The sequence below is a fragment of the Bosea sp. BIWAKO-01 genome (assembly GCF_001748145.1).
Lineage (GTDB): Bacteria > Pseudomonadota > Alphaproteobacteria > Rhizobiales > Beijerinckiaceae > Allobosea.
The window spans coordinates 1,155,162-1,177,344 of the sequence record NZ_BCQA01000001.1; the positions used below are offsets into that span (position 1 = coordinate 1,155,162).

19 protein-coding genes are annotated in these 22,183 nt (G+C 65.2%); 13 read left to right on the forward strand and 6 right to left on the reverse strand.

The features are described 5' to 3' along the window. Positions 1–18: 18 nt before the first annotated feature. Complete coding sequence (locus BIWAKO_RS05285) at positions 19–1,392, reverse strand: ABC transporter substrate-binding protein (protein WP_069882190.1); 1,374 nt, start codon at positions 1,390–1,392, stop codon at positions 19–21. Positions 1,393–1,668: 276 nt separating this feature from the next. Between BIWAKO_RS05285 and BIWAKO_RS05290 the strand changes: the two genes are divergently transcribed. Together BIWAKO_RS05290 and BIWAKO_RS05295 are read left to right on the forward strand one after the other, a co-directional pair. Next, entirely contained in the window at positions 1,669–2,655 is a 987-nt protein-coding gene (locus BIWAKO_RS05290) for an ABC transporter substrate-binding protein (RefSeq protein ID WP_244523363.1), read from the forward strand. Between the two features lie 23 nt (positions 2,656–2,678). Continuing rightward, positions 2,679–4,421: an ABC transporter permease gene (locus tag BIWAKO_RS05295; RefSeq protein ID WP_084651168.1), complete on the forward strand. Its 1,743-nt coding sequence runs from the start codon at positions 2,679–2,681 to the stop codon at positions 4,419–4,421. A 3-nt stretch (positions 4,422–4,424) separates the two neighbouring features. On the opposite strand, the gene BIWAKO_RS05300 is transcribed toward BIWAKO_RS05295, so the two are convergent. Next, positions 4,425–5,351, reverse strand: a complete 927-nt coding sequence (locus BIWAKO_RS05300; RefSeq protein ID WP_244523364.1) for a LysR family transcriptional regulator — start codon at positions 5,349–5,351, stop codon at positions 4,425–4,427. A 124-nt stretch (positions 5,352–5,475) separates the two neighbouring features. Between BIWAKO_RS05300 and BIWAKO_RS05305 the strand changes: the two genes are divergently transcribed. From BIWAKO_RS05305 to nudC, 4 genes are all read left to right on the forward strand, one after another. Continuing rightward, positions 5,476–6,972 carry a CoA-acylating methylmalonate-semialdehyde dehydrogenase gene (locus tag BIWAKO_RS05305; RefSeq protein WP_069877646.1) on the forward strand — a complete coding sequence of 499 codons (1,497 nt, stop codon included), beginning with the start codon at positions 5,476–5,478 and terminating at the stop codon, positions 6,970–6,972. A gap of 26 nt (positions 6,973–6,998) precedes the next feature. Beyond that, positions 6,999–8,147, forward strand: coding sequence for an isobutyryl-CoA dehydrogenase (locus BIWAKO_RS05310; RefSeq protein WP_069882194.1), 1,149 nt, complete (start codon positions 6,999–7,001; stop codon positions 8,145–8,147). Between the two features lie 59 nt (positions 8,148–8,206). After that, positions 8,207–9,094: a 3-hydroxyisobutyrate dehydrogenase gene (mmsB, locus tag BIWAKO_RS05315; RefSeq protein WP_069877647.1), complete on the forward strand. Its 888-nt coding sequence runs from the start codon at positions 8,207–8,209 to the stop codon at positions 9,092–9,094. Between the two features lie 191 nt (positions 9,095–9,285). Next, positions 9,286–10,242: an NAD(+) diphosphatase gene (nudC, locus tag BIWAKO_RS05320; RefSeq protein ID WP_069877648.1), complete on the forward strand. Its 957-nt coding sequence runs from the start codon at positions 9,286–9,288 to the stop codon at positions 10,240–10,242. A 49-nt stretch (positions 10,243–10,291) separates the two neighbouring features. Here the strand turns inward: nudC and BIWAKO_RS05325 are convergent, their stop codons facing one another. Continuing rightward, on the reverse strand, positions 10,292–11,149 hold the full coding sequence (locus BIWAKO_RS05325; RefSeq protein WP_371332160.1) for a prephenate dehydratase: 858 nt from the start codon (positions 11,147–11,149) through the stop codon (positions 10,292–10,294). Further along, positions 11,150–11,893 carry a 3-deoxy-manno-octulosonate cytidylyltransferase gene (locus BIWAKO_RS05330; protein ID WP_069877650.1) on the reverse strand — a complete coding sequence of 248 codons (744 nt, stop codon included), beginning with the start codon at positions 11,891–11,893 and terminating at the stop codon, positions 11,150–11,152. A 213-nt stretch (positions 11,894–12,106) separates the two neighbouring features. On the opposite strand from BIWAKO_RS05330, the gene BIWAKO_RS05335 reads away from it, so the two are divergent. The 7 genes from BIWAKO_RS05335 (at position 12,107) to BIWAKO_RS05365 (ending at position 20,211) form a co-directional block, all read left to right on the forward strand. Next, the gene (locus BIWAKO_RS05335; RefSeq protein WP_069882195.1) at positions 12,107–12,649 is read left to right on the forward strand and encodes a c-type cytochrome; all 543 of its coding nucleotides are present in this window, start codon (positions 12,107–12,109) and stop codon (positions 12,647–12,649) included. Positions 12,650–12,833: 184 nt separating this feature from the next. Then, on the forward strand, positions 12,834–14,696 hold the full coding sequence (locus tag BIWAKO_RS05340; RefSeq protein WP_069882196.1) for an extracellular solute-binding protein: 1,863 nt from the start codon (positions 12,834–12,836) through the stop codon (positions 14,694–14,696). Between the two features lie 2 nt (positions 14,697–14,698). Then, positions 14,699–15,100, forward strand: coding sequence for a DUF4260 domain-containing protein (locus tag BIWAKO_RS05345; protein ID WP_069877651.1), 402 nt, complete (start codon positions 14,699–14,701; stop codon positions 15,098–15,100). A gap of 4 nt (positions 15,101–15,104) precedes the next feature. Next, positions 15,105–16,196 (forward strand): microcin C ABC transporter permease YejB, encoded by a 1,092-nt coding sequence (locus tag BIWAKO_RS05350; RefSeq protein ID WP_069877652.1) that lies wholly within the window; start codon positions 15,105–15,107, stop codon positions 16,194–16,196. 1 nt (position 16,197) lies between these two features. After that, on the forward strand, positions 16,198–17,367 hold the full coding sequence (locus tag BIWAKO_RS05355; RefSeq protein ID WP_141739993.1) for an ABC transporter permease: 1,170 nt from the start codon (positions 16,198–16,200) through the stop codon (positions 17,365–17,367). Then, positions 17,364–18,992 (forward strand): ABC transporter ATP-binding protein, encoded by a 1,629-nt coding sequence (locus tag BIWAKO_RS05360; RefSeq protein ID WP_069877654.1) that lies wholly within the window; start codon positions 17,364–17,366, stop codon positions 18,990–18,992. The genes BIWAKO_RS05355 and BIWAKO_RS05360 overlap by 4 nt, the downstream gene beginning before the upstream one ends. A gap of 1 nt (position 18,993) precedes the next feature. After that, on the forward strand, positions 18,994–20,211 hold the full coding sequence (locus tag BIWAKO_RS05365) for a phosphopentomutase (RefSeq protein ID WP_069877655.1): 1,218 nt from the start codon (positions 18,994–18,996) through the stop codon (positions 20,209–20,211). Between the two features lie 15 nt (positions 20,212–20,226). Here BIWAKO_RS05365 and BIWAKO_RS05370 read toward each other — a convergent pair whose 3' ends face one another. Then, positions 20,227–21,684: a methyl-accepting chemotaxis protein gene (locus BIWAKO_RS05370; RefSeq protein ID WP_069877656.1), complete on the reverse strand. Its 1,458-nt coding sequence runs from the start codon at positions 21,682–21,684 to the stop codon at positions 20,227–20,229. After that, positions 21,681–22,166: a hypothetical protein gene (locus BIWAKO_RS05375; protein WP_141739994.1), complete on the reverse strand. Its 486-nt coding sequence runs from the start codon at positions 22,164–22,166 to the stop codon at positions 21,681–21,683. Before BIWAKO_RS05375 ends, BIWAKO_RS05370 begins: the two co-directional genes overlap by 4 nt. Positions 22,167–22,183 lie beyond the last annotated feature (17 nt).

Consider the following 22,183-nt stretch of genomic DNA (forward strand, 5'->3'; position numbering starts at 1 on the left):
TCGTTCAGGTCGTCGGGATCAGCCGGCGATCTGCTTGATGCGAGCGATCATCTCGTCCACGGCCTGTTCGGGCGAGATCTTGTCCTGGACAACGCGGTTCACCGCCTTGGCCCAGACGTTCTCGGCATTCACGGTCGTGAAATTGTAGTTGTAGACGAACTGGAACGGCACCGTGCCGTCCTTGTACTGCTTGTAGACGACCGCACGGTGCGGGTCCTTGCCATCGGACCAGAACGGAGCCTCGATGCCCTTGAGCGTCGTCGGCACCCAGCGCCCGGCCGACCCTTCGACGAAGGGCCGCAGGTTCTCGTCCTTCATCAGGAAGGCCATGAATTCCTTGCCGCGCTTCTTGTTCTTCGCGTCCGCGAAGACCACGGCCGTCTTGACCGCCGCCAGGTTCGTCATGGCGCTGCCGTCCGGCTTCCTCGGGAACTCGGCCGTACGGATGTTCTCCTCGTAGTTCTTCTTCGCCGTCGCCCGCTGCTCGGCGGTCAACGCCGGATTGTTCATGTCGTCCATGTGCTTGCCGGCGATCGAGATCGTGGCGTTATGCGTGGCGACGGTCGTGCGGTTGTGGAACGCGACGTTGTTGTCGGGGTCGAGCCAGTTCACCGACGAGGGCGGGGTGCAGCCGCGCTGGAAGATGTTCGCATAGGCCTTGACCGCCTCGATCATCCCGGCCCGGTTCTTGGGCTGGTCGAGGACGATCTTGCCATTCTCGTCGACGACCTGCGCGTTGAAGGCGTTGGCGAAGGTCAGGAAGCTGTAGAAAGTGTCGGAGGCGGCGACGCCCATGGGATGGCCAATGCCGTAGATGCGCTTGCCCTTGGCCCGCAATGCGCCCTGAACCTTGTCGCACCAGAAATCCCAATAACCGTCCCAGCCCTTGGGAATGTCCGCTTCCTTGAAGCCCGCCTCCTCCAGCATGTCCTTCCAGTAGGTGATGTGCATCATCTGCTGTTCGACGGGGAAGGCGTAGTAGGATTTCTTGCCGGCCTTGTTGTTCATCAAAAAGGTCGTCGCCAGCGCCTGCGGCTGGAACTCTGCCTTCATCGGCTCGATCACGTCGGTGACGTCTTCGAGCTTGCCGTCGAAGGCCCATTTGCCGGTCGTGCGGAAATCATAGGTGGTGCAGAAGCCGACATCGGGAGGCGTTCCGGCCTCGACGGCGCCGACCGATTTGGTCACGCAATCCTCAGTCGCATAGAGCGAGAGGTCGACCTTGACGCCCGTCGCCTTCTGGAACTTGTCGACCACCGCGAGCAGGGCATCGTCCTCGCCCTTGTAGAATCCTTTGGTGAACCAGACCGTCACGGTCTCCTGCGCAACGGCGGCGCCGGACCAGCCGGCAGCGATCGCCGCGAAGGCCGCGCCGGTCACGAGATAACGCATGGATTTCATTGAGAACCTCCCATTTCAAACGTTTAAATCTGACGTTTTGATACGCCTTAGGCGAAGAGACTAGTCGAAAACCCGCTCGACAAACAAGCCGGGCAGATGCGGGAAATTCGGGCAGGCCGGGCAGTCGGCCCGGTGGCGCACCACCACCTTGTGGAGCAGTTGCACTCCCGCATGCGGCCCCGGTGATGACAGGTCACGGATGTGTCATATACGCGGTCTACCGCGAGTGCCTGAGGCCGGCCGGCCGACGGACAGGAGAGAAAGACAATGCATTCGAAGGCGATGATCGCTCTGGCTGCGACGGGCCTTGCCCTTTGCCTGGCCTCCCTCCCTGTCCAGGCGGCCGAGGGCAAGCTGGTTCTCTACACCAGCCAGCCCAATACCGACGCCCAGCAGACCATCGATGCCTTCAAGGCGAAATACCCCAAGGTCGAGATCAGCTTCGTGCGCGACGGCACGCCGCGCATCATGGCCAAGCTCAGGGCCGAGATCGAGGCCGGCGCGCCTCAGGCCGATGTTCTTCTGATCGCCGATTCGGTGACGATGGAGGGGCTGAAGCAGGAGAACCGGCTGTTGGCGCACGAAGCCGCCGCGACATCGGCCTATCCCGCCGGCATTCACGACCCCCAGAAGATGTGGTTTGCGACCAAGCTGATCACCACCGGCATTGTCTACAACACCAAGGCGGGACTGAAGCCGACCAGCTGGCTCGACCTCGGCAAGCCGGAGGTCAGGAACCTGCTGGCCATGCCGAGCCCGCTGAACTCCGGCGCAGCTTTGATCCACACCATGACGCTCGCGGGCAGCCTGCCCGGCGGCTGGGGCTATTATGAAACCCTGAGGAACAACGGAGCGCTGGCAGCAGGCGGCAATGGCGACATCCTGAGGCAGGTCGCGACCGGCGAGAAGCTCTACGGCATGATCGTCGACTTCATGCCGATCCGCGAGAAGGCCAAGGGCGCACCCGTCGAGTTCGTGTTCCCGAGCGAGGGCGTCTCGGCCGTCAGCGAACCGGTCGCGATCCTCAAGAGCACCAGGAATCCTGAGGCCGCCAAGGCGTTCGTCGATTTCCTGATCTCGAAGGAGGGCCAGGAACTCGCCCTGAAGCAGGGCTATGTCGCGGCACATCCCGACGTCGCGCTGCCCGCGGGTTATCCCGAGCGCGCCGCCATCAAGCTGATGCCGTTTGATGCGGCCAAGGCGCTGGCCGACGAGACCGCAGCGCGCAAGCGCTTCAGCGCGATCTTCGAGTAAGCCCAAGCCAGGCCGGACGCAGCATGACCCTCGTCGCCCGCTCCGACCGGTCGCATATCGGGCAACCTCGGCTCTTGCCGGGGTTGCACCTGCCTTCAGGGATCGGGCTGCCCGTGCTGGTGGCACTTTGCGTCCTGGTCTTCGGTGGCCTTCCCTTCCTGCGTCTCCTGCTCGCCGCTTTCGCGCCCGGCGGCCGGTTCATGCCGGATGCAGCCCTCGCCGAAATCGGCAGCCGGGCCGCTCTCACCGCGACCTTGCACAGCATCGAGACCGCCGGTCTCTCCGCGCTCGGCGCCTTCGCCATTGGCGGCGCCGTCGCGATCCTGCTCGCGGTGACGGATATACGCGGCAAGCGTCCGCTGGCCTTCGCCTTCGTCTTTTCGATGATGATCGCGCCGCAGGTGGCGGCTCTCGCCTTCCTCAGCCTGACGGCCCCCCACTCTCCCATTCTTGGCGCGCTCGGCCTGACGCCGGCGCCGGGAACGCCGAATCCCCTACTGGGCCGCGGCGGGATCATCCTGGTGATGGCGCTGCATCATGCGCCGCTGGTCGCGATCACGCTCTGGAGCGGGCTGCGCAGCGTCCCTCATTCACTGGTCGAGGCGGCGCAGCTCGAGGGTGCGGCGCCACCGACGATCATCACCCGCATCCTGCTGCCGGTCCTGCGCCCGCAGATCGTCGCAGCCGGTTTGATCGCCTTCGTCGCCGGCATCGGCAATTTCGGCATTCCTGCACTGCTCGGACTGCCGGTGAACTATCTCACCCTGCCAACCCTCATCTACCGGCGGCTCTCGAGCTTCGGACCGGCGGGGCTGCCGGATGCCGCGGCGCTGTCGTTGCTCGTCGCGCTGGTCGCCGGCCTCGGCATTCTCGCAAGCATCCTTGCGACGCGCCGCGGCGGAAAGGTCGAAATCGAGCGCCCCTTGCAGCCCTTCTGGTCTCTCGGCAGCGCCCGCCCCTTCGTCACAGCCGGCCTCTGGCTCCTGATCGCCCTCAAGCTCGGCCTGCCCTTCCTCGCCTTGCTCAGCGAAGCACTGACGCCAGCGCTCGGCGTCACGCTGTCCTGGCAGAGCCTGACCTTCGACAAATTCACCGAGGTGCTGCTGCGCCAGGACGTGACAGCGCGCGCCTTCCGCAATTCCTTCCTGTTCGCCGGCACCGCGGCGGTGATCCTTGCGCTGGCCTCGATCGCCTTCGCCTACGCGCTGGAGCGGCGAATGGGCAAGGCGAGGCGTGTCGTCGAACTCGTCATAGAGCTGCCCTACGCCTTGCCCGGCGTGGTGCTCGCCATCGCCTGCATCCTGATGTTCCTGAAGCCGCTGCCGCTGATCGGCGTCAGCATCTACGCGACGCCATTCATCATCCTCTTCGCCTATCTGGCGCGTTTCCTGCCGCTGGCGCTGAAGGCCCCGATCGCGGCGATGGCGCAGATCGAGGCGCATCACGAAGAGGCGGCGAAACTGGACGGTGTCACGCTCTGGCAGATGCTGCGCTTCATCGTGGCGCCGATCCTCGCCCCGGCTGCGACGGTCAGCGCGTTGATGGTGTTCCTCGTTGCCTTCAACGAACTCACCGTCTCGGCGCTGCTCTGGTCTTCGGGAACCGAGACGCTCGGCGTCGTACTGTTCAGCCTGAAGGAAGCCGGGCTCGCCGGCGAGGCAGCTGCGGTCGCGATCAGCGCGTCGGCCGTGATCCTTTGCGTGATGCTTCTGCTCGACCTTTGCGCCAAGCGCCTGCCGGAGAATGTCCTGCCCTGGCGGATCTGAGCATCACTCCGCCGCCTGCGTCTCGATCCTGGGCTCGCCCATCATCAGCGAGCGCGCCGCCTTGGCCTCGCGAACAATGAAATCGACGATGGCGCGCACGCGGGCGACATCCTTGAGATCGGCATGGACCAGCAACCAGAACGAGCGCGTGATCGACACCGTATGCGGCAGCACGGGCACCAGGCGCGGCTCGGTCGCCGCCATGAAATGATGGATGACGCCGATACCGGCGCCGGCAACGACCGCATTCATCTGAGCCAGCACGTTCGAGCTCTGCACCTGCGCCCGTAAGCCCTTGGCGACCTCGTCGAGATAGTCGAGCTCCGGCGTGAAGATCAGGTCGTCGATATAGCCGACGATCCGATGTTCGAAGAGGTCGTCGGGCTTCGCCACCACCGGCATGCTGTCGAGATACTCGCGCGTCGCATAGAGGCCGAGCCGGTAATCGCAGAGCTTGCGCGCGACGACCTTGCCTTCCTTGGGCGGCGCCAGTGTGATCGCGACATCGGCCTCCCTCTTGGACAGCGACAGCAGCCGCGGCATGGCGATGAGCTGCAGCTCGAGCCCGGGATAGGCCCTGGCAAGGCCAGCCAGGCGCGGCGCCAGGAAACAGGTGCCGAAACCGTCCGGCGCGCCGATCCGCACAGTGCCGGCCAGCGCCATGTCGGCACCGCCGATATCGCTCTGGATCGCGAGCGCCTCGGTTTCCATGCTCTCGGCCTTGGCGAGCAATCGCTCGCCATGGGCTGTGAGGGTGTAGCCCTGCGGCCGGCGCTCGAAAAGCTTGGCCTTGAGCGATTCCTCCAGAGAGGTGACACGGCGCGAGACCGTGGCATGATCCGCCCCCAAACGCCGGGCCGCAGCCGTCAGCCGGCCGGAGCGGGCAACGGCGAGAAAGAAGCGCAGATCATCCCAGTCGAACCTCTCCAAGACGCTCTCCCTGATATTTGCTTTTGCGCACGACGAACGCTTGATAGTTGCTATAGCCGTGCACAAACGGGAATGGTAGGGGTGAGGCCAATCAAGACACCACACCATTCGTAGGGAGGGCGCGATGCGTCAGGTCGGTCATTTCATTGGTGGCAAGCACGTCGCCGGAACCTCGGGTCGCACGGCCGACATCTACCAGCCGATGGACGGAACCGTGATCGGCAAGGTCGCGCTCGCCTCCCCCGCCGAGATGCGCGCCGCTGTCGAAAACGCAGTGGCGGCGCAGCCGAAATGGGCGGCGGTGAACCCGCAGCGCCGCGCCCGCGTGCTGATGAAATTCCTCGACCTCATCGCGCAGAACAATGACGAGCTGGCCGAGCTGCTCGCCCGCGAGCACGGCAAGACCATCGCCGATGCCAAGGGCGACATTCAGCGCGGCGTCGAGGTCGTCGAATTCTCGCTCGGCATCCCGAACCTGATGAAGGGTGAATTCACCGACGGCGCCGGCCCGGGCATCGACATCTATTCGATGCGCCAGCCGCTCGGCGTCTGCGCCGGCATCACGCCCTTCAATTTCCCGGCCATGATCCCGCTCTGGAAGCTCGGCCCCGCCATCGCCTGCGGCAACGCTTTCATCCTGAAGCCGTCCGAGCGCGATCCCGGCGTGCCGATGCGTCTGGCCGAGCTGTTCATCGAAGCCGGCGGTCCTCCCGGCATCCTCAATGTCGTCAACGGCGACAAGGAAGCGGTCGATGCCATCCTCGACGATCACGACATCAAGGCCGTCGGCTTCGTCGGATCGACCCCGATCGCCGAGTATATTTATGCCCGTGGCTGCGCCAACGGGAAGCGCGTGCAGTGCTTCGGCGGTGCCAAGAACCACATGATCATCATGCCCGATGCCGACATGGACCAGGCCGTCGACGCGCTGATCGGCGCCGGCTACGGCTCGGCCGGCGAGCGCTGCATGGCGATCTCGGTCGCGGTTCCGGTCGGCAAGGCCACCGCCGATGAGCTGGTGAAGCGGCTCATCCCTCGCGTCGAGAGCCTGAAGATCGGCCCCTCCACCGACTCTTCCGCCGATTACGGCCCGGTCGTCACCAGGCAGGCGCTCGACAAGATCAAGGGTTATGTCGAGACCGGCATCAACGAGGGCGCCAAGCTCGTCGTCGATGGCCGCGGCTTCAAGATGCAGGGCTACGAGAACGGCTTCTACATGGGCGGCTGCCTGTTCGACCATGTCACGCCCGACATGCGCATCTACAAGGAAGAGATCTTCGGCCCCGTGCTCTCGGTCGTGCGTGCCAAGGACTATGAGGAAGGCCTCAAGCTCGCCAACGACCACGAATACGGCAACGGCGTCGCGATCTACACCCGCGACGGCGATGCGGCACGCGACTTCGCATCGCGCGTCCAGGTCGGCATGGTCGGCGTCAACGTGCCGATCCCGGTGCCGCTGGCCTATTACACCTTCGGTGGCTGGAAGCGTTCGTCCTTCGGCGATCTCAACCAGCATGGCCCGGACTCGATCCGCTTCTATACCAAGACCAAGACGGTGACCTCGCGTTGGCCGTCCGGCGTCAAGGATGGAGCAAGCTTCGTCATCCCGACGATGGGCTGAAGTTCCCGGACGGCAAGGATCGCGACATGTTCTCCCTCACCGAAGACCAGATCGCGATCCGCGACATGGCGCAGGGTTTCGCTTCCGAGACCCTCGCCCCTCATGCCCTGCGCTGGGATGAGGAGAAGCACTTCCCGGTCGAGGAGATGCGCCAGGCCGCAGCGCTCGGCATGGGCGGCATCTATATCGGCGAGGATGTCGGCGGCTCCGGACTGTCACGGCTCGACGCAACGCTGATCTTCGAGGCGCTCGCGACCGGCTGCCCGACGGTCGCGGCCTATATCTCGATCCACAACATGTGCGCCTGGATGATCGACCGCTACGGCTCGGAAGATCAACGCCATGCCTGGCTGCCGAAGCTCTGTTCGATGGAGCACCTGGCGAGTTACTGCCTGACGGAGCCCGGTGCAGGGTCGGACGCCGCCGCGCTGAAGACCAGGGCGGTCCGCGACGGCGATGATTACGTGCTCGACGGCCAGAAACAGTTCATCTCCGGCGCCGGCGTCTCCGACATATATGTCGTGATGGTGCGCACCGGCGAGGCCGGCCCCTCAGGCATCTCGACGCTCGTGGTCGAGAACGGCACGCCCGGTCTCTCCTTCGGGGCCAACGAGAAGAAGATGGGCTGGAATGCGCAGCCGACGCGCGCCGTGATCTTCGAGAATTGCCGCGTCCCCGTGGCGAACCGCCTCGGGCCCGAGGGTATCGGCTTCAAGATCGCGATGGCAGGGCTCGATGGCGGCCGGCTCAATATCGGGGCCTGCTCGCTCGGCGGAGCACAAGGCGCGCTCGACAAGGCGCTGGCCTACGCACAGGAGCGCAAAGCCTTTGGCGCACGAATCGCCGATTTTCAGGCACTGCAGTTCAAGCTTGCCGACATGGCGACCGAGCTCGAGGCGGCGCGGACATTCCTGTGGCGCGCAGCCTCGGCACTCGACGAGAAGGCACCCGACGCGACCAAGCTCTGCGCCATGGCCAAGCGGGTTGCCACCGATACCGGTTTCGCGGTCGCGAACGAGGCGCTGCAGATTCATGGCGGCTACGGCTATCTCGCCGATTACGGCATCGAGAAGATCGTGCGGGACCTGCGCGTGCATCAGATCCTGGAAGGCACGAACGAGGTCATGCGCATGATCGTGGCGCGCTCGCTGGTAGGGCGGGCAAAGGGGAACTAGCCTCTAAGCCGGGATATCCCTGCCCCACGGAACAGCTTCTCAAACGACGAGGTTAGACCATGACCAGCATCGCCTTCATCGGGCTCGGCAATATGGGCGGCCCGATGGCCGCCAATCTCGTCAAGGCCGGACATCAGGTCAGCGCCTTCGACCTGGTGCAGGCCTCGAAGGACGCGGCGGCGGAACTTGGCGTGCATATCGCCGGCTCGGCGAGGGAGGCCGTCGCAAATGCCGAGGTCGTCGTCACGATGCTGCCAGCGGGCAAGCATGTGCTCACGGTCTGGGCCGATATCCTGCCCGCCGTGAAGCCCGGCACGCTGATCATCGATTCCTCGACGATCGATGTCGAAAGCGCTCGCAAGGCGCATGCGCTGGCGACCGAACGCGGCTGCCTTTCGCTCGATGCACCGGTTTCCGGCGGAGTCGGCGGAGCAAAGGGCGCGACCCTGACCTTCATGGTCGGCGGCTCGAAGGAGGCTTTCGAGAAGGGTGACCCGATCCTCTCCGCCATGGGCCGGCGCGTCGTCCATTGCGGCCCCGCCGGCAACGGCCAGGCGGCGAAGATCTGCAACAACATGATCCTGGGCATCTCGATGATCGGCGTCTCCGAGGCCTTCGTGCTGGCCGAGAAGCTCGGCTTGTCGCATCAGGCCCTGTTCGACGTCGCATCGACCTCATCCGGCCAGTGCTGGTCGCTGACCACCTACTGCCCCGTCCCCGGCCCGGTGCCGACCTCGCCGGCCAATAACGACTACAAGCCGGGCTTCGCTTCCGCGCTGATGCTGAAGGACCTGAAGCTCGCGCAGGAGGCAGCCCAGGCAGCCGGCGCTGCGACGCCTCTCGGCGCAGCCGCAGCCCAGCTTTTCAGCCTGCACAACGCCTGGGGCGAAGGCGGCTCCGACTTCTCCGCGATCATCCATCTGCTGCGCGGACGCGGCGAGCGCTAGATCGCCGATGTTTGCATCGGCTTTCCCGAGAACCGCGAACCACCTTTCGGGCTGATGCATTGAGGCAGGACCAAACCGCCGGAAGCAGACCCGCCTCGCGCTGTCCGCCTCTGGCGCAGGCGGCACTTTGCCGCTAGCACATCCGCCTATACGGCGGCTGTTCTTAAGCCGCCTGCCAGACGGGTGTGCGCATGAACGATGTCTCCTTTCGACGCGAACGCTCGGCCCTGACCGGCTTTGCCACGAACCCGCTCGACCGCCGCGGCGACCTGCGTGACCGTCCCGACGCGGTCGAGGGCTTTCGGACTTCGCCCGGTACGCGCCACGCGATCGTCTCCGGCGAGACGCCGATCCTGAAGCGGATCGACGCCGAGACATTGACGATCTGGTTCGCCGAGAGCGAGGCCGACGCGATCGGCAAGGCGCATGAGGAAGTCTTTCTCGGGCTCGACCCGCAAGGGACCGCCTGCTTCGGCCGACTGGTCGACCGGGAACTCGCCGAGCCGCTGCGCGAGCGCGACGATCTCGTGGTCAGCGACCTGCGCTCGATCGCCCTGAAGCGGCTCGTTCCGGCCGAAGAGGTCGGGCCGCTCGGCGAGGCCAAGGCCCTGCTCGATTGGCACGCGCGGCATCGCTTTTGCGCCCGCTGCGGCGGACTCTCGCCGACGGTGAGCGGCGGCTGGCGACGCGAATGCTCGCAATGCGGTGCGCTGCACTTCCCGCGCACCGACCCTGTCGTGATCATGCTCGCCGTGCGTGGCGATCGGTGTTTCCTGGCCCGTCAGGCCCGGTTCGCACCGGGCATGTATTCCTGCATCGCAGGCTTTCTCGAGCCCGGCGAGACCTTTGAGGATGCGGTGCGCCGCGAAACCCTCGAGGAAGCGGGGCTGCGCACCGGCGCCGTGCGTTACATCGCCTCGCAGCCCTGGCCCTTCCCGTCATCCCTGATGATCGGTTGTATCAGCGAGGCGCTGAACGACGACATCACGCTGGACGGGAACGAACTCGAAGCAGGGCGCTGGTTCTCGCGGGAGGAGGCGCTGCAGATGCTGGAGGGAAGGCATCGCGACGGCCTGTCGTGCCCGCCCCATATGGCGATCGCGAACACGATCCTGAAGGCGTGGGCCGAGGACGGCGTCACGCCCTAGTACGGCAGGACGTCTGCAGCCGACGCGGTTCCCGGTCGGCTGCTACAGCCTATTCCCCCGGCTCGGCGAGGCTCGCGCGGAATTCGTGCGCCGGGTAGACGCCGAGAATCTTCATCTCCTTGGAGAAATACTCGAGCTCGGTCAGGGCCCGCTTCAGATCCGGGTCCTCGGGATGCCCTTCGACATCGCAATAGAACATCGTCGCGGAGAAATGTCCGTCGACCATGTAGCTCTCGAGCTTGGTCATGTTGATGCCGTTGGTGGCAAAGCCGCCGAGCGCCTTGTACAGCGCCGCCGGGATGTTGCGCACGCGGAACATCAGCGTCGTCACGGTCTTGTTCGCGCCCTGGCGGGCGAATTCCGGATATTTCGAGAGTACGACGAAGCGCGTGGTGTTGTGCTTTTCGTCCTCGATGTCCTCCATCAGGATGTTGAGCCCATAGACCTCGGCGGCGATATGCGGCGCGATCGCTGCGCGAGTGACATCGCCGGCTTCCGCGACCTGCCGGGCCGAGCCCGCGGTATCAGCAGCGACCTCGGCCTTGAGGCCGAGCTTGCGGATGATCTTGCGGCACTGGCCGAGCGCATGGATATGGCTCTGCACGGTCTTCAGGGTGGCGAGCGTCGCTCCCTGCACCGCCATCAGGTGAAAGCGGATCGGCAGGAAATGCTCGCCGATGACGTGCAGGCCGGAACGCGGCAGCAGATGGTGGATATCGGCAACGCGACCGGCAATCGAATTGTCGATCGGGATCATGCCATAGCGGGCCGTGCCGTCGCTGACCGCGGACAGGGCATCCTCGAAGGTTGCGCAGGGGAGCAATTCGCAATCCGGAAAGACCTGCAGGGCGGCCTGAGAGGAGAAGGCTCCGGGCTCGCCCTGGTAGGACACGACGACAGACATGATTCAGGCTCCGAGGCGGGATTTCAGGAGCGCGCGGGCGCGATCCAGGTCAGGTGGAGTGTCGACGCCGCGCGGGACGTGATCGATGACCATCACGTCGATGCGCATGCCGTCTTCCAGTGCGCGCAGCTGCTCGAGCTTCTCGCGGAGTTCGAGCGGCGATTGCGGCAGGCTGACGAAGCGATCGAGCGCACGGCGGCGATACGCATAAAGGCCGACATGGTGATAGAGCGGCCCCTCGCCGCTCGGCGCGGTGGCACGAGTAAAATAGAGCGCGCGCATCCGGCCAGGACTGATCTCGCTACCGATCAGCTTGACGACGCTCGGTGCAGTCTTCTCGTCCTCGTCGGTGATGACGCCGGCCAGGGTCGCGATGTCGACGGCCGCATCCGCAAGCGGCTTCACCGCAGCGGCGATCGCGCTCGGCTCGAGCGTGGGAAAATCTCCCTGGACGTTGACGATGATGTCGTGGCGCCCCTGCGGGTCGACGATGTCGGCCGCTTCCTTGATTCGATCCGAGCCGGTCTGGTGGTGGATGCTGGTCATCACCGCCCTTCCCCCAGCCTTCTCGATCGCCGCTACGATGCGCGGTTCGTCAGTGGCGACGACCACGGCACCGACACCCGATTCCATCGCACGGCGCCAGACATGCACGATCATCGGTTCCCCGAGGATGTCTGCCAGAGGCTTGTCGGGCAGGCGGGTCGCCTGCATGCGGGCGGGAATCAGGATCAGCGGGTCCGACATCGGCAACAGCTCTGGGGGCAACAGCTCAGGAGGGGATGTCGCGAGGCTGCGACGGGAGGCGTCAAAAGGTCTCAAAGAGGTGCGTGCTTATACGAGTTGCAATGAAGCGCGCAAAGCGGTTAAGCAACGGCCGTGTGTCGGCGCTCCCAGGCTCCGGCCGGAGCGCTGCTATGCCTTGCCTGTCCTGTGGCGAGGCCCAAGGGTTTCGATGCGATGAATATCGAGCTGAACAAGATTGCCGGCGCGGGACTGTCCACGCTGCTCGTGGTGATGGCCCTGAACATGGCCGCCGGCATTGTCTTCGCGCCGCACAAGCCGGCCGTGCCCGGCTTCGATCTGCCGAGCCCGGAGCCGAGCGCCGCTGCTGGCGCGACCGCTGCCGCTCCGGTGGCGGACACGCCGATCGTGGAACGTCTCGCCAAGGCCGACCCGGCCCGCGGCGAAAAGGCTGTCGGCGCCTGCAAGGCCTGCCACACCTTCGAGAAGGGCGGCGCCAACAAGGTCGGCCCGCATCTCTTCGACGTCTATGGTCGCAACAAGGGCTCGATCGACGGCTTCGGCTATTCGGCCGCGATGAAGGGCAAGTCCTCCGAGAAGTGGGAGGCCGAGCAGCTCGACGGCTTCCTGAAGGGTCCGAAGGCCTATATGCCCGGCACCACGATGGCTTTCGCCGGCCTGACCAAGCCCGACACCCGCGCCGACGTGATCGCCTATCTCAACACGCTCGCGGATGCGCCCAAGCCGCTGCCGAAATGAGTCTTGCGTCGATTCGGCGCGCCTGAATGATTGCGAGCCGGGCCCTTGAGCCCGGCTTTTGCTTGCTCGCGCCATGCTCTTGCCCTCACCATGGCAAGGAATCTCCTCTCCACGCTGGTATCGACCTCACGGGTCGACATAATCGGCCAGCGAATCAGTTGCAGGAGGACGAGGCACCATGGCGATGCGCATCACACGCCGCAGGCTGCTCGAAGCCGGCGGAGCAGCACTGGCGAGTGCGAGCCTGCCTGCCCTGCCCGGCCGGGCCTTGGCCGAGACTGGGGAGGTTCATGGCCTCTCGACCTTCGGCGAACTGGCGCTCCCCGCAGATTTTCCGCATTTCGCCTATGTGAACCCGAAGGCTCCGAAGGGCGGCACGATCACGCTGCAGATCAAGCGGGCCGGCGGCAACCAGAACTTCGACACCTTCAACACGCTGAACACCTTCGTGCTCCAGGGCGATGGCGCCGCCGGCATGGATGCGTGCTTCGACAGCCTGATGTCCGGCTCCGGCGACGAGCCGGGCGCGCTCTACGGCTTGCTGGCGAAGAGCGTCGCAATCTCCGGGGACAGGCTGACCTACCGTTTTCGGCTCAGGCCCGAGGCGCGTTTCCATGACGGAAGCCGGGTGACCGCCTCCGATGTCGCCTTCTCCATGAATATCCTGAAGAGCAAGGGACACCCGTCCTACCGCCTGATCCTGAACGAGCTCGTCTCGTCGGTCGCGGAAGGCGACGACATCGTCGTCGTCACGCTTTCGCCGAAGCGCGGTCGCGACCTGCACCTCGTCGTCGCAGGCCTGCCGGTCTTCTCCGCGAAATACTGGTCGACGCGGAACTTCGACGCCTCGACGCTGGAACCACCGCTTGGGTCCGGCCCCTACAAGGTGGGGCGGTTCGAGCAAGGCCGCTTCATCGAGTTCGAGCGGGTTCCCGATTACTGGGGCAAGGACCTGCCGGTGAATGTCGGCGTCAATAATTTCGACCGCACGCGCTGGGAGTATTTCCGCGACCGGCAGGTCGCCTTCGAGGCCTTCAAGAGCGGCATCGTTACCTTCCAGGAGGAATTCACCTCCCGGATCTGGGCGACCGGCTATGACTTCCCGGCGATCAAGGACGGCAAGGTCAAGAAGGAATCCCTGCCCAATACCGAGCCGACCGGCTCGCAGGGCTGGTATTTCAACCTGCGCCGCGATGCCTTCAAGGACCCGCGCATTCGCGAGGCGATCGGGCTCTGCTTCGATTTCGAGTGGACCAACAAGAACATCATGTTCGGCTCCTTTGCCCGCATGACCTCGTTCTTCGAGAACTCCGATTCCAAGGCTGTGGGCACACCCTCGCCCGAAGAGCTCGCCCTGCTCGAACCCTTCCGTGGCAAGGTACCCGACGAAGTCTTCGGCGAGGTCTATCTCCCGCCAGTCAGCGACGGCTCCGGCAGCGACCGCGCCCTGCTGCGCAAGGCGGACGATATGTTCCGCGCGGCCGGCTGCAAGCGGGAGGGCAATGTCCTGAAGCTGCCCGACGGCAAGCCGCTCGAGATCGAGTTCCTCGATTTCCAGGCCTCGCTCCAGCCGCATACCCAGCCGTTCCAGGCTAATCTCAAGCGCCTCGGCATCAACGCGACCTCGCGCATCGTCGATGCCGCGCAATACCAACGAAGACTCGATGAATTCGATTTCGACGTGGTCAGCCGTGCCTTGACGGGCAGCGCGATTCCCAGCGATTCCATGCGCATCGTCTATGGTTCCGAAGCCGCGAAGACGCGCGGTTCGCGCAACGTCGCCGGCATCAGCGATCCGGCCATCGACGCAATGATCAATCGGATCGGCCAGGCCGATAGCTACAAGGACGTCGTAGTGGCGGCCAAGGCGCTGGACCGGCTGCTGCGCGCCGGCCGCTACTGGGTACCGATGTGGTGGAACCCGAATGAATGGCTGGCTTACTGGGACATGTTCGACCGGCCGGCAACCAAGCCGAAATACACGTCCGGCGCTCCCGCCATCTGGTGGTTCGATGCCGAGAAAGCCAAGCGGATCGGGAAGGCGTGAGGATGGTAGCGGCAGCCCCAGGCCAGGTCAGCGGAACTCCCAGGGCTCTTCTGCGCCTCGAAGGACTTGTGCTCGGCGTGCTGTGCATCTGGCTCTTTGCCGGCACCGGCGCATCGTGGTGGCTCTTTGCTGCACTGATCCTGGCCCCCGATCTCGGCATGCTCGGCTATCTCGCCAATCCGAGACTGGGCGCCACGATCTACAACGCCGCTCACTCGCTGATCGGTCCGGCCTTGCTGGCAATCGCGGGCCTTTCGCTGGCCCTGCCGACGGCCCTTGCGATTGCGCTGATCTGGGCCGGGCATATCGAGTTCGACCGGGCGCTGGGCTATGGCCTGAAATACCCCTCGCTCTTCGCCGACACCCATCTCGGTGTGCTTGGTCCTTCCCGAAAGGCCGGGTGAACGGATGCTCTCCTATATCGCCCGCCGCGTCGCGCTGATGGTGCCGACATTGTTCGGCATCCTGCTGATCTCCTTCGTTCTCGTGCAGTTCGCGCCGGGCGGCCCGGTGGAGCGCGTGATCGCACAGTTGCAGGGCCAGGGCGGCAACGCCTCCGACCGCGTCGGCGGCAGCGCCGGCGGCGATGCCGGAGCACAGCACGGCGATGCAAGCTCATCCTATCGTGGCGCGCAGGGGCTCGATCCGGCCTTCATCAAGGAGCTGGAGAAGCAGTTTGGCTTCGACAAGCCGGCACATGAGCGCTTCGGCAAGATGCTCTGGGACTATATCCGCTTCGATTTCGGCCGGTCCTATTTCCGCGACGCACCTGTGCTGCAGCTGATCAAGGAGAAGCTGCCGGTCTCGATCTCGCTCGGCCTGTGGATGACGCTGCTCTCCTACGCGATCTCGATCCCGCTCGGCATCCGCAAGGCGGTGAAGGACGGCTCGCGCTTCGACACCTGGACCAGCGCCGTGGTCATTGTCGGCTACGCCATTCCCGGCTTCCTGTTCGCGATCCTCCTGATCGTGCTCTTCGCCGGCGGCTCGTTCTGGCAGATCTTTCCGCTGCGCGGGCTCCATTCGGAGAACTGGGAAGAACTCAGCCTGATCGGCAAGGCCACCGACTATCTCTGGCACATTGCCCTGCCGGTCACGGCGATGGCACTGGGCGCCTTCGCGACCTCGACGCTGCTGACCAAGAACTCCTTCCTCGACGAGATCCGCAAGCAATATGTCCTGACGGCACGGATGAAGGGGCTCAGCGAACGCGGCGTGCTCTACGGCCACGTCTTCCGCAACGCCATGCTGATCGTGATCGCCGGCTTTCCCGGCGCATTCGTGCATGCGCTCTTCGCCGGATCGCTGCTGATCGAGACGATTTTCTCGCTTGACGGGCTCGGGCTCCTCTCCTTCGAGGCCATCGTCAATCGCGACTATCCGGTCGTCTTCGCCAATCTCTACATCTTCTCGCTGATCGGCCTTGTCGTGCATCTCATCACCGACCTGACCTACACATGGGTCGACCCCCGGATCGATTTCGAAACGCGGGAGGCCTGAGGTGAGCGAGACACTGATCGACCTGCCGCCGAGCACCCGCAGTGCGGCGCTTGCACCGCCCGAGGCGGCCCAGGGCTGGCTCAAGCTCTCGCCGATCAACCGGCGCCGGCTCAACAATTTCAAGGCGAACCGGCGGGGCTGGTGGTCGCTCTGGATCTTCCTGGCGCTGTTCGTGCTCTCGCTCTTCGCGGAGTTCATCGCCAATGACCGACCGCTCGTCGTCCGCTACAAGGGCGAGTCCCTGTTCCCGATCGTGGTGAACTATCCCGAGGAGAAATTCGGCGGCTTCCTCGCCACCACCGACTATCGCGATCCGGTCATCGCCAAGGAGATCGATGCCAATGGCTATGCCATCTGGCCGCCGATCCGCTACTCCTACCGCACGCATAATCTCGACCTGCCGGTTCCCGCTCCTGCCCCACCGACCTGGATGTTGAAGGACGAGCAGTGCCGGCCGATCGCCGAGCGAACCGGCGGCATGACCTGCCGCGAGCTCGAGTGGAACTGGCTCGGCACGGACGACCAGGGCCGCGACGTCGTGGCGCGCCTGATCTACGGCTTCCGCATCTCGATCCTGTTCGGCCTGATCCTGTCCACGATCTCGTCGGTGATCGGCATCGCGGCCGGCGCGGTGCAGGGCTATTTCGGCGGTTGGACCGACCTGATCTTCCAGCGCTTCATCGAGATCTGGACCTCGATCCCCGCGCTCTATCTCCTGATCATCGTAGCGGCCGTGATCACGCCCGGCTTCTTCGTCCTGCTCGGCATCCTGCTGCTGTTCTCCTGGGTCGCGCTGGTCGGTGTGGTCCGGGCCGAATTCCTGCGGGCCCGCAATTTCGAGTATGTCCGCGCAGCGCGTGCGCTCGGCCTGTCCAACGCCAAGATCATGGTCAAGCACCTGCTGCCGAACGCCATGGTCGCGACGCTGACCTTCCTGCCCTTCATCATGAACGGCTCGATCACGACGCTCACTTCGCTCGACTTCCTCGGTTTCGGCCTGCCGCCCGGCTCGCCCTCGCTCGGTGAGTTGCTGGCGCAGGGCAAGGCCAATCTGCAGGCGCCCTGGCTCGGGCTGTCCGGCTTTTTCGTGATCGCCCTGATGCTGTCGCTGCTGATCTTCATCGGCGAGGCGGTGCGCGACGCCTTCGATCCAAGGAAGACCTTCGCGTGAGCGCTCCCCTTCTTTCCGTCGAAGACCTTTCCGTCGCCTTCCGCCAGGGCGGCAGGGAGACGCTCGCCGTCGATCGTATCTCCTTCCATGTCGCCAAGGGTGAGACCCTGGCGATCGTCGGTGAATCCGGCTCGGGCAAATCCGTCTCCGCGCTCTCGATCCTGAAGCTGCTGAACTATCCGGCCGCGCATCACCCGTCCGGCAAGGTGCTGTTCAACGGACAGGACCTGATCGCGGCCGATGAGAACGCGATGCGCAAGGTGCGCGGCAACGACATCACCATGGTGTTCCAGGAGCCGATGACCTCGCTGAACCCGCTGCACACCATTGCGCGGCAAATCGGCGAGATCCTCGAGCTGCACAAGGGCTTGCGCGGTGCGGCGGCTCGCGCCCGCACATTGGAGCTGCTGGCCCTGGTCGGCATCCGCGATGCCGAGAGCCGGCTCGAAGCCTATCCTCACCAGCTTTCCGGCGGTCAGCGCCAGCGCGTGATGATCGCGATGGCGCTCGCCAACGAGCCGGACCTGCTGATTGCCGATGAGCCGACGACGGCGCTCGACGTCACCGTGCAGGCGCAGATCCTGTCCTTGCTGAAGGATCTGCAGAACCGTCTCGGGATGGCGATCCTGTTCATCACCCATGATCTGGGCATCGTGCGGCGCATCGCCGACCGGGTCTGCGTGATGCTCAAGGGCCGGATCGTCGAGCAAGGTCCTGTCGCCGAGATCTTCGACAGGCCGCAGCACAGCTATACCCAGCGCCTGCTCGCAGCCGAGCCCAAGGGGCGCCCCGCCCCGGTCGCCGAGGGTGCGGCGACGCTGCTCGAGGCCGGGCCGATGAAGATCTGGTTTCCGATCAAATCCGGCTTCCTGCGCCGGACCACCGGCCATGTGAAGGCCGTCGATGGCATCTCGATCAAGGTGCGGGAAGGCGAGACGCTCGGCGTCGTCGGCGAGTCCGGCTCAGGCAAGACGACGCTCGGCCTCGCCATCCTGCGGCTGATCTCCTCGGAGGGGCCCGTCGTCTTCCTCGGCGATCGCATCGACGGGCTGACCAGCGCCGCCGTCCGCCCGAAGCGCAAGGATCTCCAGGTCGTCTTCCAGGATCCCTATGGCTCGCTGTCGCCGCGCCTTTCGGTGGCCGGCATCGTCGAGGAAGGGCTGACCGTCCAGGACAAGGGGCTGAGCTACGACGCCCGTCGCGAGATCGTCGCCAGGGCGCTCAGCGATGTCGGCCTCGACCCGGCGGCGATGGATCGCTACCCGCATGAATTCTCCGGCGGACAACGCCAGCGTATCGCGATCGCGCGCGCCATGGCGCTCGATCCGAAATTCGTGGTGCTGGATGAGCCGACCTCGGCACTCGACATGTCGGTGCAGGCGCAGATCGTCGAACTCCTGCGGGAACTGCAGAGCCGCCGCAAGCTCGGCTATCTCTTCATCAGCCACGACCTCAAAGTGGTGCGGGCGCTGTCGCACCGGGTTGTCGTGATGCAGAACGGCAAGGTCGTCGAGGAAGGACCAGCCGAGGAGATCTTTGCGCATCCGCGCGAGGCCTATACCCAAGCCCTGCTCGCCGCCGCGCTTAACCTCGAGCCCGTCAGTAGCGCTGCGGTGAAGGATTAAGATGACCCGCGCCATCCTTATCGTGCTCGACTCCGTCGGCTGCGGCGGCGCGGAGGACGCGCATCTCTATGGCGATGCCGGCGCCGACACGCTGGGCCATATCGCGGAGAGCTGCGCGGCGGGCAAGGGCGACCGCGAGGGCCTGCGGCACGGCGCATTGCAGGTGCCGAACCTCGCCCGGCTGGGCCTGGCCCATGCCTGCGAGGCTTCCTCCGGAAGGCCACTCGCGGGCGTCAGCAAGCCGCAGCTGCCACAGGGGCAGTACGGCTATGGCATCGAGACCAGCCAGGGCAAGGACACCCCCTCCGGTCATTGGGAGATCGCTGGCTGCCCCGTTCCGTTCAAATGGGGCTATTTCACCGCGCTGGAAAGCTCCTTTCCGCCGGATCTGGTCGCGGCGATCATTCGCGACGGCAGGCTGCCGGGCATTCTCGGCAACAAACACGCCTCCGGAACCGTCATCATCGACGAGCTCGCCGAGGAGCATATCCGGACGGGCAAGCCGATCTGCTACACCTCGGTCGATTCCGTGCTGCAGATCGCAGCGCATGAGGAGCATTTCGGGCTGGAGCGGCTCTACGAGCTCTGCCGCACGGTACGCCTCCTGGTCGATCCGCTCAGGATCGGGCGCGTCATCGCGCGCCCCTTCGTCGGCACCGCGGCAACCGGCTTCACCCGGACGGCGAACCGGAAGGACTTCGCCATTCCGCCGCCCAACGACACAATCCTCGACCGGCTCGCGACGCTGGGCCGCAGCGTCATCACCGTTGGCAAGATCGGCGACATCTTTGCCCATCGCGCCACCGGAGAGGAGATCAAGCCGTTCGGCAATACGGCGATGTTCGAGGCGGCCCTCGCCGCGCTCGATCGGTTGCCGGATGGCGGCTTCTGTTTCGTCAATCTCGTCGATTTCGATACCGAATACGGCCACCGCCGCGACGTGCCGGGCTATGCGGCCGCGTTGGAAGCCTTCGATGCGATGCTGCCACGGTTGGAGGCGAAGCTCGGCCCGGACGATCTTGCCATCATCACGGCCGACCATGGCAACGACCCGACCTGGAAGGGAACGGACCACACGCGCGAGCATGTGCCGATCCTCGCCTTCGGGCCAGGTGTCGCGGCACGGGCGATCGGCGGGCGCCGGAGCTTTTCGGATGTGGCTGCGACACTCGGTCAGTGGCTCGACATCGGCAAGGTCGGACCCGGTCAGGCCTGGTAACCGGGCCTCGCCCGATCAGGCCGCCGCGACGCGGCCGCAGAACGCCGCGACCTCCTGACGGATGCTGTGCGCCTGCTTCGCCAGCGCATCGGCAGCGTCCTGCAACTGCGCCGCGGCATCATGGGTGCGAACGGTCATCGTCTCGAAATTGCCGACCGCGCCGGCACTGCGCCTTGCTCCCTCGAAGGAGAGCTGGACCTGCCGGGCGATCTCCATGGTCGCCCGATCCTGCTCATGGACGGAGACGGCGATCGCCTCTGCCACGCGCTCGACCTCGGACATCGCCGTGACGATATCGCGGATCGCCTTCAACGAGCGCTGTGACGCGATCTGCATCGCATTGATCTGACCGGAGACCTCGTCAGTTGCACGGGCGGTCTGGGCCGAGAGCGTCTTCACCTCGCTCGCGACGACGGCGAAGCCACGTCCCATCTCGCCAGCGCGGGCGGCCTCGATCGTGGCGTTGAGCGCCAGCATGCTGGTTTGCGCTGCGATGCCGCGGATGATCTCGACGACCGCACCGACATTCTCGCTGCTGCGGGCGAGATCCTCGATTTCCGCGCTGGCGCGCCGGGCAAGCTCGGCAGCGCTCTTGGAGCCATCGGCCGAGTGCGACACATTCTGGCCGATCTCGCCGATCGAAGCCGCGAGTTGCCCACTGGCAACCGCAAGCTGGTCGATGCTGCGCGTCGTCGCCTCGGCAGCGTCCGAGACATGCCCCATCTGGTGACGCGCCTGATCGGAGGTGCCGGTCAAGGCTCGTGACTCGCCCTGCATGGCCTCGGCCGAACGGTCGAGAACCGCCATGGCCTGCTCCATCTGCTGGCGGAAATTCAGGACTGTTTCGCGCAGGGTCTCGCTGCGGTGGCCGAGCTCGTCGGCGAGACGCCTCTCCCGCTCTCCGGCCGCGCGCTCGCGCTCTGCGATCTCATTGGCATGACGCAGGCTGTCGCGGTTCATCGCGAACATCCGCCCAAGGATCATGGCAAGCGCCGCCAGGAACGCGGTCTCGATCACCACGATCACGGCATGCAGGAGCACCCGCCAGATATTGCCGCCTTGGTAGAACACGGCTGAAGGAAGCAGGTACTGCAGCACCAGATGGTGAAGTGCGGTCAGACCAGCCCCCATCACGATCGGGCGCCAGTCGCAAAACCCCGCCAACAGCGCGAGGATCGCGAAATAGTACATGTGCGTGTCAGGCTGCCAGGGATGGCCAGCGAAGCTGTAGACCAGCATCGAAACCTGGCCGATCAGCACAATCGCAATCACCAGCTGCGTGACGATGGCCACGCCGAAGCGGGCATAGAGCAGCAGGGCACCGGCGGCGAGCACGAAGGCAAAGGAGGCAGCAAGCAGCACCTCGCCACCGTGGAACCAGACGCTCAGCGCCAGCAGCGGAACATGAAGGAAGGCGAGCCCGAGCAGGAAGCGGGCCACGACGATGCGAACTCCGGTCAGGGTCCAGATCATGACGACGCATCCGCGGTCGAACGGGCGTCAAGACATCCGGCCAGCCCCGAGAGCGCCAGCATCAGCAAGGCCCCCGCCGGCTTCACCTGTGCGATGCCTGGATCGGCGGACGGCGCCGTAATGACGATGAAGCGAGCGATCCCGCTGCGCAGCACGCGATGCCCGGCCGCCAGGGTCATCGAAAGCGCGTCCCGCTCAGTGGTCCATGGCGAAAAGACAATGGCGCGCGATGGCGCTGCTTCATCCGAACCCCGTGGCAGACTGAACGCTGCCGCAAGGCTGACCGTCACGAGCGCAATGGCAATGATGAGCGCATCCCGCAACATTACGCCCCGGCGCTGATCGGCCGGAATCTCGTTCAGGAATCCGGACGTCATGGGAACTCGGTTTCTCCGCGCTATCCGGCAGGCCATATCGGGCCGGACGAACTCGCTCACCACCGGTAAAGTTTCACTTAAGAGCGCATCACGCAGGTGGAGCACTGCGTGTCCAGGCGCAC

Coding starts and splice junctions, on each gene's coding strand:
- BIWAKO_RS05285 (WP_069882190.1), bottom strand. CDS start 1,392: ATGCGTTATCTCGTGACCGGCGCGGCCTTCGCGGCGATCGCTGCCGGC.
- BIWAKO_RS05290 (WP_244523363.1), top strand. CDS start 1,669: ATGCATTCGAAGGCGATGATCGCTCTGGCTGCGACGGGCCTTGCCCTT.
- BIWAKO_RS05295 (WP_084651168.1), top strand. CDS start 2,679: ATGACCCTCGTCGCCCGCTCCGACCGGTCGCATATCGGGCAACCTCGG.
- BIWAKO_RS05305 (WP_069877646.1), top strand. CDS start 5,476: ATGCGTCAGGTCGGTCATTTCATTGGTGGCAAGCACGTCGCCGGAACC.
- BIWAKO_RS05310 (WP_069882194.1), top strand. CDS start 6,999: ATGTTCTCCCTCACCGAAGACCAGATCGCGATCCGCGACATGGCGCAG.
- mmsB (WP_069877647.1), top strand. CDS start 8,207: ATGACCAGCATCGCCTTCATCGGGCTCGGCAATATGGGCGGCCCGATG.
- nudC (WP_069877648.1), top strand. CDS start 9,286: ATGAACGATGTCTCCTTTCGACGCGAACGCTCGGCCCTGACCGGCTTT.
- BIWAKO_RS05330 (WP_069877650.1), bottom strand. CDS start 11,893: ATGTCGGACCCGCTGATCCTGATTCCCGCCCGCATGCAGGCGACCCGC.
- BIWAKO_RS05335 (WP_069882195.1), top strand. CDS start 12,107: ATGAATATCGAGCTGAACAAGATTGCCGGCGCGGGACTGTCCACGCTG.
- BIWAKO_RS05340 (WP_069882196.1), top strand. CDS start 12,834: ATGCGCATCACACGCCGCAGGCTGCTCGAAGCCGGCGGAGCAGCACTG.
- BIWAKO_RS05345 (WP_069877651.1), top strand. CDS start 14,699: ATGGTAGCGGCAGCCCCAGGCCAGGTCAGCGGAACTCCCAGGGCTCTT.
- BIWAKO_RS05350 (WP_069877652.1), top strand. CDS start 15,105: ATGCTCTCCTATATCGCCCGCCGCGTCGCGCTGATGGTGCCGACATTG.
- BIWAKO_RS05365 (WP_069877655.1), top strand. CDS start 18,994: ATGACCCGCGCCATCCTTATCGTGCTCGACTCCGTCGGCTGCGGCGGC.
- BIWAKO_RS05370 (WP_069877656.1), bottom strand. CDS start 21,684: ATGATCTGGACCCTGACCGGAGTTCGCATCGTCGTGGCCCGCTTCCTG.